Annotated in this window: 18 protein-coding genes; 11 read left to right on the top strand and 7 right to left on the bottom strand. The window is 65.0% G+C overall.

The genetic code is table 11. The features are described from left to right. From A3E77_RS08375 to rplA, 6 genes are all read left to right on the top strand, one after another. Positions 1-308, top strand: a 308-nt coding sequence (locus tag A3E77_RS08375) for an MFS transporter (protein WP_293644902.1), incomplete at its 5' end; no start/stop codon positions are given. 159 nt (positions 309-467) lie between these two features. Then, a complete protein-coding gene (gene secE, locus A3E77_RS08380) occupies positions 468-665 on the top strand; it encodes a preprotein translocase subunit SecE (RefSeq protein ID WP_137752919.1) in 198 nt (65 codons plus the stop codon). A 34-nt stretch (positions 666-699) separates the two neighbouring features. Next, positions 700-1,236 (top strand): transcription termination/antitermination protein NusG, encoded by a 537-nt coding sequence (nusG, locus tag A3E77_RS08385; RefSeq protein ID WP_037516051.1) that lies wholly within the window; start codon positions 700-702, stop codon positions 1,234-1,236. A gap of 48 nt (positions 1,237-1,284) precedes the next feature. Continuing rightward, the gene (locus A3E77_RS08390; protein WP_293644904.1) at positions 1,285-2,220 is read left to right on the top strand and encodes an acyl-CoA thioesterase; all 936 of its coding nucleotides are present in this window, start codon (positions 1,285-1,287) and stop codon (positions 2,218-2,220) included. Between the two features lie 155 nt (positions 2,221-2,375). Next, the gene (gene rplK, locus A3E77_RS08395) at positions 2,376-2,807 is read left to right on the top strand and encodes a 50S ribosomal protein L11 (RefSeq protein WP_293644906.1); all 432 of its coding nucleotides are present in this window, start codon (positions 2,376-2,378) and stop codon (positions 2,805-2,807) included. Between the two features lie 4 nt (positions 2,808-2,811). Then, a complete protein-coding gene (gene rplA, locus A3E77_RS08400; protein WP_293644908.1) occupies positions 2,812-3,510 on the top strand; it encodes a 50S ribosomal protein L1 in 699 nt (232 codons plus the stop codon). A 461-nt stretch (positions 3,511-3,971) separates the two neighbouring features. Here rplA and A3E77_RS08405 read toward each other — a convergent pair whose 3' ends face one another. From A3E77_RS08405 to A3E77_RS08415, 3 genes are read right to left on the bottom strand one after another with little or no spacing between them, the layout of a single operon-like run. Next, complete coding sequence (locus A3E77_RS08405) at positions 3,972-4,619, bottom strand: heme exporter protein CcmB (protein WP_293644910.1); 648 nt, start codon at positions 4,617-4,619, stop codon at positions 3,972-3,974. After that, positions 4,616-5,200 carry a heme ABC exporter ATP-binding protein CcmA gene (gene ccmA / locus A3E77_RS08410; protein ID WP_293644912.1) on the bottom strand — a complete coding sequence of 195 codons (585 nt, stop codon included), beginning with the start codon at positions 5,198-5,200 and terminating at the stop codon, positions 4,616-4,618. Before ccmA ends, A3E77_RS08405 begins: the two co-directional genes overlap by 4 nt. Next, positions 5,197-5,637 (bottom strand): metallopeptidase family protein, encoded by a 441-nt coding sequence (locus A3E77_RS08415; protein WP_293644914.1) that lies wholly within the window; start codon positions 5,635-5,637, stop codon positions 5,197-5,199. The genes ccmA and A3E77_RS08415 overlap by 4 nt, the downstream gene beginning before the upstream one ends. Before the next feature lie 52 nt (positions 5,638-5,689). On the opposite strand from A3E77_RS08415, the gene A3E77_RS08420 reads away from it, so the two are divergent. From A3E77_RS08420 to A3E77_RS08430, 3 genes are all read left to right on the top strand, one after another. Next, a complete protein-coding gene (locus A3E77_RS08420; protein ID WP_293644916.1) occupies positions 5,690-5,977 on the top strand; it encodes a 4a-hydroxytetrahydrobiopterin dehydratase in 288 nt (95 codons plus the stop codon). Between the two features lie 4 nt (positions 5,978-5,981). After that, entirely contained in the window at positions 5,982-6,623 is a 642-nt protein-coding gene (locus A3E77_RS08425) for a YoaK family protein (RefSeq protein WP_293644918.1), read from the top strand. Positions 6,624-6,694: 71 nt separating this feature from the next. Then, positions 6,695-8,095: an amino acid permease gene (locus tag A3E77_RS08430; RefSeq protein ID WP_293644920.1), complete on the top strand. Its 1,401-nt coding sequence runs from the start codon at positions 6,695-6,697 to the stop codon at positions 8,093-8,095. Positions 8,096-8,106: 11 nt separating this feature from the next. Here the strand turns inward: A3E77_RS08430 and A3E77_RS08435 are convergent, their stop codons facing one another. From A3E77_RS08435 to A3E77_RS08445, 3 genes are all read right to left on the bottom strand, one after another. Beyond that, positions 8,107-8,430 (bottom strand): DUF2218 domain-containing protein, encoded by a 324-nt coding sequence (locus tag A3E77_RS08435; RefSeq protein WP_293644922.1) that lies wholly within the window; start codon positions 8,428-8,430, stop codon positions 8,107-8,109. After that, positions 8,430-9,035 (bottom strand): PadR family transcriptional regulator, encoded by a 606-nt coding sequence (locus tag A3E77_RS08440; RefSeq protein WP_293644924.1) that lies wholly within the window; start codon positions 9,033-9,035, stop codon positions 8,430-8,432. The genes A3E77_RS08435 and A3E77_RS08440 overlap by 1 nt, the downstream gene beginning before the upstream one ends. Before the next feature lie 98 nt (positions 9,036-9,133). Continuing rightward, positions 9,134-9,577 (bottom strand): acetyltransferase, encoded by a 444-nt coding sequence (locus A3E77_RS08445; RefSeq protein ID WP_293644926.1) that lies wholly within the window; start codon positions 9,575-9,577, stop codon positions 9,134-9,136. A gap of 371 nt (positions 9,578-9,948) precedes the next feature. Between A3E77_RS08445 and rplJ the strand changes: the two genes are divergently transcribed. Together rplJ and rplL are read left to right on the top strand one after the other, a co-directional pair. Continuing rightward, positions 9,949-10,464: a 50S ribosomal protein L10 gene (gene rplJ, locus A3E77_RS08450; RefSeq protein ID WP_293645073.1), complete on the top strand. Its 516-nt coding sequence runs from the start codon at positions 9,949-9,951 to the stop codon at positions 10,462-10,464. Positions 10,465-10,523: 59 nt separating this feature from the next. Beyond that, on the top strand, positions 10,524-10,895 hold the full coding sequence (gene rplL, locus A3E77_RS08455) for a 50S ribosomal protein L7/L12 (RefSeq protein ID WP_293644928.1): 372 nt from the start codon (positions 10,524-10,526) through the stop codon (positions 10,893-10,895). 117 nt (positions 10,896-11,012) lie between these two features. On the opposite strand, the gene A3E77_RS08460 is transcribed toward rplL, so the two are convergent. After that, the coding region (locus A3E77_RS08460) for a hypothetical protein (RefSeq protein ID WP_293644930.1) at positions 11,013-11,744 on the bottom strand (732 nt) is incomplete at its 5' end.

An 11,744-nucleotide genomic window follows, 5' to 3' on the forward strand; every position in this document is an offset into this window, starting at 1 on the left:
CCGACCTGATCCCGCGCGACGCGGCGCGTTGCGGGCGCAATCGTTCGGCCTTCCTGTTCGCGATGGTGAACCTGATGGCGAAATTCGGCGTCGCCGCCGCGATCGCGGTCAGTTACGCGGCGCTGGATGTCGTCGGGTTCGACCCGCAAGATGGTTCGGCCGCGGCGCGCGAGCTGCATCTGATCTTTGCGCTACAGCCGACGGCCAGCTGGATCGTCATGGTCGGCCTGTTGCTGCTCATGCGGCGCGAACTTGGCCGCTCGTCCGCTCTTGCGCCCGCACTTGCAATCGCCGCGCCGCACAAGTAAAGGCCGCTTTCATTCGGACAGATGCGCCGTTTTCTTTCCGCCTTTCGCCGACACGCTCGGGGAGGGTGGGCGGACTATTGCCCAAAGCGCGCTTGACGCTTGGGCGGCGGCAACCCATCTGGCCCGGATCACGGACGTTATTAGGACAGGACGATCGACATGGCGAAGACCAGCCCGGCTGAGTTCATCAATCAGGTGCGCGCCGAAGCCCGCAAGATCGTATGGCCTACGGGCCGCGAAACGGTGCAGACGACGATCATGGTGCTCATCATGACGACGATCCTTTCGCTGTTCTTTTTCGGCGTCGACACGGTTTTCAACGCGATCGTCAGCTGGCTGACGTCGCTCGCGCGCTAACGCCCGCGGCTTTCACGACAGGATACGGATAACTATGGCGCGCTGGTACATCATTCACGCCTATTCGGGTTTCGAGAACAAGGTTCGCGATTCGGTGCTTTCCGAAGCCGAGCGCATGGGGCTGACCGACTTCGTCGAAGCGGTCGAAGTGCCGGTCGAAACCGTGACCGAGGTGAAGCGCGGCAAGAAGGTCCAGGCCGAACGCAAATTCTTCCCCGGCTACGTCCTCGCCAAGCTGACGATGACCGACGATGTCTATCACCTGGTGAAGAACACGCCGAAGGTCACCGGCTTCCTCGGTTCGATGGGCAAGCCGCAGGCGATCAGCGAAGCCGAAGCGGCGCGCATCCTGAACAGCAAGGAAGAAGCCGCCGCCCGCCCGAAGCAGGAAATCCGCGTCGATTACGAAATCGGCGATCAGGTCAAGGTGCTCGACGGTCCCTTCGCCAGCTTCAACGGGCTGGTCGAGGAACTCGATTTCGAAAAGGCGCGCGTCAAGGTGTCGGTGTCGATCTTCGGTCGCGCCACCCCGGTCGAGCTCGACTTTGAACAGGTCGAACGCTTCAAATAATGTCGCGGCGCGCCTTTGCTGGCGCGTCCCAGCCAACGGATCACGCTTATGAGCCTCACTCCCGAAGAGATGCAGGCTCGTCTTGATCGCGTCCGCGAAATACAGGCGAGCCTTTCGCCGGAAAAGGTCGTGCGCGGTGTCACGCGGCTGTTCGACCTTGCACCCGCCGACGAACCCGACGAATTTACCTTTCCGGCGTTCGACAAGCCGACCCGTCAGCGCATCTTCGGCGGGCAGGTGATCGCACAGGCGCTGATGGCCGCGGCGCGCACCGTCGATCCGGGCAAGACGGCGCATTCGCTGCACGCCTATTTCCTGCGTGGCGGGGACGAGGCGAAGCCGCTCCATTTCCGCGTCCACCGCGATTTCGACGGGCGCAGCTTTGCGAACCGCCGCGTCGTCGTGCGGCAGGACGGCAAGGTGATTTTCAATCTTACCGCGTCCTTCCACGCACCCGAACCCGGCGCGGCGCATCAGGCGCCGATGCCCGATGTGCTGCCGCCCGAGGAATGCGCCGAGCTTGTCGAGAATCTGGCGGCCGATCCCAATGTCAGCGATGCGCAGCTCGAGCGCATGGCACGGCTCAGGCCGTTCGAGACGCGCAATGTCCGTCCGGCCTCGACCGAGCGTGGGACGAAGCATTATCAATGGTATCGGCTCGCGGCACCGATCGGCGACGATCCGCTGCTTCACCGCGCTTTCCTGGCTTATGTGTCGGACATGGGGCTTTTGTCTTCGTCGCTGCTGCCACATGGCTTCACCTGGTCGACGCCCGGACTGTTTTCGACCAGCCTCGACCATGCGATGTGGTTCCATGACGACATCCGCGTCGACGACTGGTTCGTTTATGTGATGGACAGCGACTGGACGGGGGGCAGTCGCGGGATCAACCGCGGGCTGATCTATCGCCGCGACGGCACGCTGATCGCATCGGCGATGCAGGAAGGGCTGCTGCGCATCACGCCGCCCGCGCCCGGCGCATAAGGCTTGTTTTCTGCGGCGTTTGCGCTTATGCGCGCCGCTTCGCGTCAGATACGGGCGTGATTCCGCGCGGGAGGAAGGGGTGATGCCCTTCTGTTCGACCGCTAATTTTGAGTCCTGGATCACATCCGGGGCGACAGAAAGACAGGAGGCCAATCATGGCTAAGAAGATCAGCGGCTACATCAAGCTGCAGGTGCCCGCCGGCACCGCCAACCCGTCGCCGCCGCTTGGGCCGGCGCTGGGTCAGCGCGGCGTCAACATCATGGAATTCTGCAAGGCGTTCAACGCCGCGACCGATTCCCTGGACAAGGGCACGCCGACCCCGACCATCATCACCGTCTATGCCGACAAGAGCTTTTCGTTCGTCACGAAGACGCCGCCGGCAACCTATCTGATCAAGAAGGCTGCGAACCTGAAATCGGGTTCCAAGGAGCCGGGCAAGATCAGCGGTGGCAAGATCGCGCGCTCGAAGCTCGCCGAAATCGCCGAGATCAAGATGAAGGATCTCAACGCCAACGACATCGAACAGGCGACGAAGATCATCGAAGGCAGCGCCCGCTCGATGGGCCTCGAAGTGACGGAGGGCTGATCCGATGGCAAAGCTGACCAAGAAGCAGAAGGCCCTTGAGGGCAAGGTTGACGCGCTGAAGCTTCACGCCGTCGATGAAGCGATCAAGACTGTTCGCGAGCTGGCCTCGGCCAAGTTCGACGAAACGCTTGAAATCGCGATGAACCTGGGCGTCGATCCGCGCCACGCCGACCAGATGGTCCGCGGCGTCGTGACGCTGCCCGCCGGAACCGGCAAGGACGTCAAGGTCGCGGTGTTCGCGCGCGGCGACAATGCCGACAAGGCGCTGGCCGCCGGCGCCGACAAGGTCGGTGCCGAAGACCTGATGGAAGACATGCTTGCGGGCAACCTCGACTATGGCCGCGTCATCGCGACGCCGGACATGATGGGCATCGTCGGCCGCCTCGGCAAGACGCTGGGTCCGAAGGGCCTGATGCCGAACCCGAAGCTGGGCACCGTGACCCCGAACGTCGCCGAAGCCGTGAAAGCCGCCAAGGGTGGTCAGATCGAATTCCGCGTCGAAAAGGTCGGCATCATCCACGCCGGCCTTGGCAAGTTGTCGTTCGGCGAGGAAAAGCTTCGCCAGAACTTCGACGCCTTTGTCGACGCGATCGTCAAGGCGAAGCCGGCGGGCGCGAAGGGCAAATATGTCAAGAAGATCGCGCTGTCGTCGTCGATGGGCCCTGGCATCAAGGTCGACACGGCCGACGTGACCGGCGCCTGACACGCACCGATATGTTTCAGGGAAGGGCCGGGGGAAACTCCGGCCCTTTTCTTATGGGCAGCGACGGCGGGCGCGTCGCAATCCAAAGTTCAGCAAAGGTCAGCCTTGTGCGTTTTCCGGCCTGGGTTTCGATCGGCCGAATGCGCGAGACGGATGGAGGCTGGCACAGCCGGATAATGTAGGAAAGGGTCTATTTCGAGGTGACTGATTTGGGGTGGGAAGTGGGCGTTCCCTCACCCGTCATCCCGGCGAAGGCCGGGATCTCAACCTCTCGGAATTACGCACCGGCGAGATCCCGGCCTTCGCCGGGATGACGGACGTCGGTTAGGGCGACTATCGGTCGCTAGCCGACGAACCTCTCTGTCCGTTCGTGTCGAGCGAAGTCGAGACACCCATCGACATAGCGCGACGCCGAGGGGTATCTAGACTTCGCTCGATGCGAACGGGATTGAGAGAGACGTCTACTCGCGCAGCCCCCGCAACGCCGCGCCCGCGGCGAACGGGCCGACCATGGTGAGGAGCAAACTCGTCGCCGCTAGCAATTTCATTGCCCCGCGGCCCGACGGATCGAGCATCCCGGCGCCGAAAATCAGCATCGGCACGGCGAGCGGCAGGATCAGCAGCCCGCCGATCGCGCTGCCGCCCTTGTGGTTCGCGGTCAGCGCGGCGCTGAGCACCGCCAGCGAGGCAAGCGCGGGGATAGCGATGGCGATCCCCGTCGCAAGCGTTTCGACGCGCGCCGCGTCCTGCGCCAGCAGCGCCGCCGCGGGGAGCAGGGCGATCAGCAGCGGCAGGCCAAAGGCGATGGCGTGTGCGACGATCTTGACCGCCGCGATCACCTCGTCGGCAAAACCGCGCACGGCCAGCTGGTCGAGTACGCCCGCGTCCTGGTCGGGCCGCACCAGCCGGTCGATCGGCAGCAGCGCCGCGAGCAGGGCCGCGACCCACAGCATCCCGCCGCCCGCACGGCGCAACAGCGGCGCGTCGGGGCCGACCGCAAAAGGAAAGGCGGTCGCGACGAGCAGGAAAAACAACACTGGCAGCCACAAGGCACCGCTGCCCCACGCGCGCCTGAGGTCGCGCCAGAACAGGGCAATCAGCGCGGTCAAACGAGCGCGCCCACGTCGAGTTCGGCTAGGTTGGGGACGCCCAGCGTAAAGTGCGACGCCAGCAGCACCGCACCGCCATTCGCTCGATGCCGGGCAATTGCGGCGACCAGGCGCGCCTGCGCCGCATCGTCCATACCGTTCGCGGGCTCGTCGAGCAGCCAGATTGGCGCACCGCTGGCGATGACGCGCGCCATCGCGGCGCGTTTGCGCTGCCCGGTCGACAGCATCGCCACCGGGACGTCGGCGAGCGGGGCGAGCGCCATTTCGTCCATCGCGCGGTCAACGGCGTGGCCGTCAACGGTATCGACGCGCGCCCAGAAATCGAGCGCGCGGCGCAGCGGCAGTTCGGCATCGAGGGCGGAGGCTTCGTCGATCAATGCGATCCGTTCATGCCGTTCGATCTTGCCCGCGGCGGGGCGGAGCAGCCCGGCGGCAAGGCGGATCAGGCTCGATTTGCCGGCGCCGTTCGGGCCGCGCAGCCACAGCGCGTCGCCGCGGCCCAGCGCCAGCGACAGATCCCGGAACAGCAGCCGATCGCCGCGGATGCACGCGACGCCATCCAGCCGCAGCCATGCGTTCACGCCATATCCTCGAGCGCGTGCATATCGTCGTCGGAAAAGCCGAAATGATGGCCGATTTCGTGGATGAGCACATGGCGGACCAGCGTGTCGAGCCGCTCGCCGGTTTCGATCCATTCGACGAGGATCGGGATGCGATACAGGGTGACGCGATCGGGCATCCCCCCGCTCTGGTCGATGCTCCGTTCGGTCAGCGGGCGGCCTTCGTAAAGCCCGGTCAGTTCGTAGGGATGTTCGATGTCGAGCGAGGCCAGCGTCGCATCGTCGGCAAATTCCTCGACCACCACCACCACGCCCTGGATGTGCGGCGCAAAAACGGCGGGCATGGTGTCCAGCGCGGCCGCGGCCATCGCGAACAGCGCATCGGCGTCGGGCGCGCCGCCGGTCCAGCCTTCGGGCAGCTTTACGGGTAAATCGGGGAGGGCGGTCTTGTCGCTCATCGCGCCCTTCCTTATGGCGAGCGCACGACATTGACCAGCGGGAGAAAAGAAGATGGTCCAGAAACTCGACGAAGACGCCCGCACCGCGCTGCTGGCCCGCTTCCCCGAATGGTCGCACGAACCCGTGCGCGATGCCATCACCCGCCGGTTCAAGTTCGACGATTTCGCGCAGGCCTTCGGCTTCATGGCGAGCGTCGCGATCATCGCCGAAAAGATGGACCATCATCCCGAATGGTCGAATGTCTACAACCGCGTCGACATATTGCTGACGACGCACGACGCCGATGGCCTGTCGGAACGCGATGCGAAACTGGCCGAGGCCATCGAGCGGTTGCTGTAAGCGCGTGATCCGTTTCGACCGCGCACATCAGATGCTCGCCGTCGGGGTCGCGGTCCTCGCCGGGTTCGTCGATGCGATCGGTTTCGTCGAATCCGCAGGCTTTTTCGTCTCTTTCATGACCGGCAATTCGACCCGGCTTGCGGTCGGGCTGGCCGAAGGGCCCCTTGCGGCGGTGGTCGCCGCGATCATCGTCACCGTCTTTGTCGCGGGGGTGGTGCTGGGCTCGCTGGCCGGTGCATGGGCCGGACGAAGACGCACGCCGATCGTTCTTTTCGGCGTGACGATCCTGCTCGCGACGGCGACGATGCTGCGGCTGGACCATGAATTCTGGAGCGCGGTCCTGGCACTGGCGTTGGCGATGGGAGTCGCCAACGCCGCAATTGCGGGCCGTGATGGGTCAGTGGTCGGCGTCACTTACATGACCGGAACGCTTGTCCAGATGGGCCAGAAAATTGCCAATGCCCTGCGCCGCGAGGGCGATCGCCGATGGGTGTATCACCTGGGGCTGTGGGGCGCGCTGGTCGGCGGCGCAGTGCTGGGCGCACATGCCGTATTATGGTCGCCGCCGCTGGCCTATGCGATCGCCGTCCTGCTGGCCGGGCTGTTGGCGCTACGCGCAGGCTGGATCGTCCGGCAAGCGGGATAAGCCGACACTTGCCTTCGCCCATCATCCGTTCCAAACCGCCGAAATAAAGTAACAATGGGGAGCGTCGCCAAATGACCGATAGCCTGTTTCGCCGCAAACCGATTGTTCCGGAACGACGCGAAGGGCAGCAGGCGCTGGCGCGGACGCTGGGCTGGCCGCACTTGATAGCGCTGGGTGTCGGTGCGATCGTCGGTACGGGCATCCTGACCCTGATCGGTGTCGGCGCCGACAAGGCGGGTCCTGCGGTCATCCTGTCATTCGGCATCGCGGGGCTTATCTGTGCCTGCGCGGCGCTCGCTTACGCCGAAATGGCGACGATGATCCCAGCCTCGGGCAGCGCCTATACCTACAGCTATGTCGTGATCGGGGAATTGCTCGCGTGGATCGTCGGGTGGAGCCTGATCCTTGAATATTCGCTGGTCGTCAGTGCGGTCGCGGTCGGCTGGTCGGGCTATGCCGCGCCTTTGCTGGAGGCGTGGGCGGGCTTCCCGATGGCGCTGATGCAGGGGCCCGAACTTGGCGGCGTCGTCAATTTGCCGGCGATCGCGATCATTGCCGTCGTGGCCGGGCTGCTGCTCGTCGGCACGCGCGAAAGCGCGACGCTCAACGCGATCCTGGTGCTGGTGAAAATCGTCGCGCTCGTGGTGTTCGTCGCGGTCGCGCTCCCCGCGTTCAACGCCGCCAATCTCGAACCGTTCAGCCCCTATGGCTTTGCCAAGCATATCGGCCCCGACGGGGTCGAGCGCGGAGTGATGGCTGCGGCGGCGATCATCTTTTTCGCCTTTTACGGCTTCGATGCGATCGCGACCGCGGCCGAGGAAGCCAAGAACCCCGACCGCGACCTCAAGATCGGGATCGTCGGGTCGATGTTCGCGTGCGTTATCATCTATATTGCCGTTGCCGTCGCGGCGGTGGGGGCGATCGCCTACACCCGTTTTGCCAACAGCCCGGAGCCGCTGGCGCTGATCCTGCGCGAACTCGGCAGTCCGCTCGCCGCGCAATATCTTGCGGTGTCGGCGATCATCGCGCTGCCGACCGTGATCCTCGCCTTTTTCTATGGGCAGAGCCGGATATTCTTCACGATGGCGCGCGACGGATTGCTGCCCGCGAGCCTTGCCAAGCTGTCGTCGCGCGGGACGCCCGTTCGCATCACCATTTTCACCGCGCTGGTCGTCGCGGTGCTTGCGGGGTTCATCCCGCTCGGCGAACTGGCCGCACTCGCAAACGCGGGAACGCTCGCCGCCTTCACCGCGGTTTCGGTGTGCATGCTGATCATGCGTCGCCGCGCTCCCGATGCACCGCGCACCTTCCGCACCCCGCTGCCATGGGTGGTCGGCGGCATTGCGGTGCTCGGCTGCATCTATTTGTTCCTGAGCCTGCCAGCACAGACGCAGCTGTGGTTCCTGGTCTGGAACATCGCCGGGCTGGGGGTCTATTTCCTCTACGCCCGGCGACACGCCGTCGTCGGCTGATCGATTTGGGGTCAGGCCGCTCGCTGCCAATCGAAGGTCAGCGGCGCCTCGCGAAAGGCGAAGCGGTCGAGATGGCGCGCGACCGCGCCCTTCAACCCTTCCAGTTGTTCGTCGATGCTGGCCTCGATGCGGACCGACAAGGCGTCGGGTGCGGCATCGAAGATTGCCAGCGCGTCGCCCGGCCAGTCGGCGCCGCGCGCGTCCTTGGGGAAGGTTACGGTGCCATGGTCGGCGGTGAACTCGACCGCCAGATTATGCTGCCAGTGCTTGCACAGTTGCTGGAGATATTTGCTCGCGTGGGCAGTTGCTACCGCAGCGGTGGCACTGACCGCCATCACAGTCGCTCGATCTTCTGCGCCGCCTCGTCGATCAGCGCGACGATGTCGTGCAGCGCTGCATTGTCGAGGTCGCGGTCGCCGAGCCGGTTCATCAGCACCTGGCGGAGATTGCCCATCGCGCGGCGAACCGAGGCATGGTCCGTGCGCTGCGTTTCTTCGCCGATCGCGGTCAGGCGGGCCAGGGCGGCTTCGACGATCTCGCTATTGGCGTCGAGTTCGGCGCGGCCGGCGTCGGTGATCGCAAACAGCTTTTTCGCGCCCTCGCTCTGCTGCGCGTCGATCAGGCCCATGTCGTCGAGCAGGGTCAGCGTCGGATAGATGACGCCGGGGCTCGGCGCGTACGAACCGCCGGCAAGGTCCTCGATCTGGCGGATCAGGTCATAGCCGTGGCGCGGTTCGTCGGCGATGAGCTTGAGCAATACGAGGCGCAGTTCGCCGCTGTCGAACATCCGCTGACGCCCGCCGCGCTCACCGCGGCCGCCGCCGCCGCGCCGACCACCGCCGAAACCATGCCCGAATCCGTGACCAAAGCCGCGCCCGCCGCGGTGCATCGCATGCCGTCCACCGCAACCGCGGCCTTCCATTTTTGCATAGAATATCATTTTTCGTTCCTTAGAGTGATTCCAGATGGCTCTAAGATATATCTTACGATGCAATGCGCAAGACCCCGCCGTAAAATTCCGGTCGAGGTGCAGGGCGGTCAGGTTGCGGGCGCGAAGCGCAAGTGGATCAGCGGATAGGGGCGGCCCTGACCGTCGAGGTCCGAGCGCCCAGTGCGGATGAAGCCCATGCGTTCGTAGAAGCCGACGGCCTGGTCGTTCTGCTCGTTCACATCGGTTGTCAGCATCGGGTGACGATCGAGCGCGTGCATAACCAGCGCGCGTCCGACTCCGGCGCCGCGATAGGCGGGGTCGATGAACAGCGCCTCCATGCTCGATCCGTCGAGCAGCATGAAGCCGATGGGCCGGTCGTCTGCGTCGACCGCGAGCCAGAGCGATGCGGCGGGCAGGAAGCCCCGCACTTCGGCTTCGATCGCCGCGCGATCTTCGGCGGACAGGAAGTCGTGCGTGGCATCGACGGCGTCGCGCCAGATTTCGACGGCGCGTTCGCCGTCGGCGGGTGTCGATGGCCGGATGCGTATCATGGCGGAGGCTTTAGTCGATCGCGCCTGCGTCCGCCAAGCCGGAATGCGGCCGAAATTCCGCTATCGGCCTTGACTCTGCGGCCATCGACGCTATTAGCGCCCCCGTGTTGCCCCGGGTTCGCCCGTGACAATTCCGTCCGAGACAGTTGGTGAAGGGGATTTGCCCTTCTTAATTTCCAGCCGAGACGGGGAACAGTCTTTTTCGGTCGCCCGCCTGTGCAATCAGGCGACGCGTCTTGACCGACCCCATCGGACATCGTTGCGCAAAGACAGGCGAGCCTTGGCTCGCGGTCGTCTTTGCGTGTGTTAGCCGCCCGGCGGCGCGCGTGCCTTGGCGCGTGGGCATCCGGGCAGATGAGTGGAGTATAGGCATGGATCGTACGGAAAAGGCCGAAGCCGTATCCTCGCTGAACGCTACGCTGGGATCAGCTGCTGCTGTTGTGGTCGTCCGCAACCTCGGCATGACCGTCGCTCAGTCGACGGTGCTGCGCCAGCAGATGCGCGATGCAGGGGCCGACTTTCGCGTCACGAAGAACCGTCTTGCCAAAATCGCGCTCGATGGCACGTCCTACACCGGCATCAGCGAACTGCTGACCGGCCCCACGGCCCTCGCAACCTCGACCGACCCGGTCTCGGCTGCGAAGATCGCCGTGGAATTTGCCAAGACCAACGACAAGCTTGAAATCGTTGGCGGCGGCATGGGCGACGTGGTCCTCGACGTGAATGGCGTGAAGGCGCTGGCTTCGCTTCCCTCGCTCGACGAGCTGCGCGCCAAGATCATTGGTCTGGTGCAGGCTCCGGCCACCAAGGTTGCGCAGATTGCCGCAGCCCCGGCCGGCCAGTTGGCGCGGGTTTTTGGCGCATATGCCGCCAAAGAAGCAGCGTGATTTCGAACTAACCCTTGAAACTTACTGCCGGGATATCCCGGTTCTGATGGAGAATGAACATGGCTGATCTCGCAAAGATCGTTGAAGAACTGTCGGCGCTGACCGTCCTCGAAGCGGCTGACCTGTCGAAGATGCTCGAAGAAAAGTGGGGCGTTTCGGCTGCCGCTGCTGTTGCTGCCGCTCCGGCCGCTGCCGCTGCTGGCCCGGCTGCTGAAGAGCAGACCGAATTCGACGTCATCCTGACGGGTGACGGCGGCAACAAGATCAACGTGATTAAGGAAGTCCGTGCGATCACCGGCCTGGGCCTGGGCGAAGCCAAGGCGCTCGTCGAAGGCGCACCGAAGGCCGTCAAGGAAGGCGCCAGCAAGGCTGAAGCTGAAGAGCTGAAGGCGAAGCTGCTCGCCGCCGGCGCGACCGTCGAACTGAAGTAATTCGGTTTTCGGGTTCCGGCCGGTTCGTCCGGACGGGGTCCAGGACAAAGAAAAGGGCGGTGCCGCGAGGCGCCGCCCTTTTCGTTTGAACCTCTTCCTTTTGGCAGGGGACTGCGGTCAGTTGCGGGCGAAGCCGGGGCGCAGGTCCGGGCGGCCGCGGGCAGGTTCGGGGCGGCGCACATCCTGTTGCTGCACTGCGGGGGCGGCCGGGCGCTGCGAAATTTCCCAGGCGCTGACGGGCTTGCGCGTCATATCCTTTTGCGCGGCAAGCGTCGCATCATAGGCATTGCGTTCCTGACGATCGAGGAAGCGCGCGCGCTTCAATCGCTTGCTGAGCGTGGCAAAGGGATTGTCTGGGGTCGGACCCGCCAGAGCCATGGCTTCGTGGCGCCCCATGCTGCCGCTGGGCGCGGCGGCGAAGGCCGGGGTGCTGCGCTGCGCGGCGGGTTGCGGCGCGGCCGTATAGGCCGGAGTAATCCACGGCTGGGTTTCGCCGACCGCGGGCGCAGCCGTGACCGTGCGTTCGCTCGCAGCGACCGGCACGTTGTCGGTGTGATCGCCAACGACGCGGCGGCGGCGTGCGAAGGCGAGGCCTGCACCGCCGACGATCAGCAGCGCGGCGGCACCACCGGCAATTTCCCAAGGAAATTCGCTGCCCGGCGCCTGAGCCTGTTCGCTGGGCATCGGTGCGGCCTGGGCCGCGGGTTCGGCTGTCGTCATTACAGGAGCCGCCGTCGGTGCCAGATCTTCCGTCGGCGCGGCATCGGCGGCATTGTCGCTCGCGACGGGCGCAGCGGCGACCGGCGCGGCTGCGGCGGTTCGCGTCCGGGTGGCGGTGCGTTCCGCGGG

This window comes from Sphingopyxis sp. RIFCSPHIGHO2_12_FULL_65_19, from assembly GCF_001830555.1.
Lineage (GTDB): Bacteria > Pseudomonadota > Alphaproteobacteria > Sphingomonadales > Sphingomonadaceae > Sphingopyxis.

Coding starts and splice junctions, on each gene's coding strand:
- rplL (WP_293644928.1), top strand. CDS start 10,524: ATGGCTGATCTCGCAAAGATCGTTGAAGAACTGTCGGCGCTGACCGTC.
- A3E77_RS08435 (WP_293644922.1), bottom strand. CDS start 8,430: ATGGCGGTCAGTGCCACCGCTGCGGTAGCAACTGCCCACGCGAGCAAA.
- A3E77_RS08415 (WP_293644914.1), bottom strand. CDS start 5,637: ATGAGCGACAAGACCGCCCTCCCCGATTTACCCGTAAAGCTGCCCGAA.
- rplA (WP_293644908.1), top strand. CDS start 2,812: ATGGCAAAGCTGACCAAGAAGCAGAAGGCCCTTGAGGGCAAGGTTGAC.
- nusG (WP_037516051.1), top strand. CDS start 700: ATGGCGCGCTGGTACATCATTCACGCCTATTCGGGTTTCGAGAACAAG.
- A3E77_RS08390 (WP_293644904.1), top strand. CDS start 1,285: ATGAGCCTCACTCCCGAAGAGATGCAGGCTCGTCTTGATCGCGTCCGC.
- rplK (WP_293644906.1), top strand. CDS start 2,376: ATGGCTAAGAAGATCAGCGGCTACATCAAGCTGCAGGTGCCCGCCGGC.
- rplJ (WP_293645073.1), top strand. CDS start 9,949: ATGGATCGTACGGAAAAGGCCGAAGCCGTATCCTCGCTGAACGCTACG.
- secE (WP_137752919.1), top strand. CDS start 468: ATGGCGAAGACCAGCCCGGCTGAGTTCATCAATCAGGTGCGCGCCGAA.
- A3E77_RS08440 (WP_293644924.1), bottom strand. CDS start 9,035: ATGATATTCTATGCAAAAATGGAAGGCCGCGGTTGCGGTGGACGGCAT.
- A3E77_RS08445 (WP_293644926.1), bottom strand. CDS start 9,577: ATGATACGCATCCGGCCATCGACACCCGCCGACGGCGAACGCGCCGTC.
- A3E77_RS08420 (WP_293644916.1), top strand. CDS start 5,690: ATGGTCCAGAAACTCGACGAAGACGCCCGCACCGCGCTGCTGGCCCGC.
- A3E77_RS08430 (WP_293644920.1), top strand. CDS start 6,695: ATGACCGATAGCCTGTTTCGCCGCAAACCGATTGTTCCGGAACGACGC.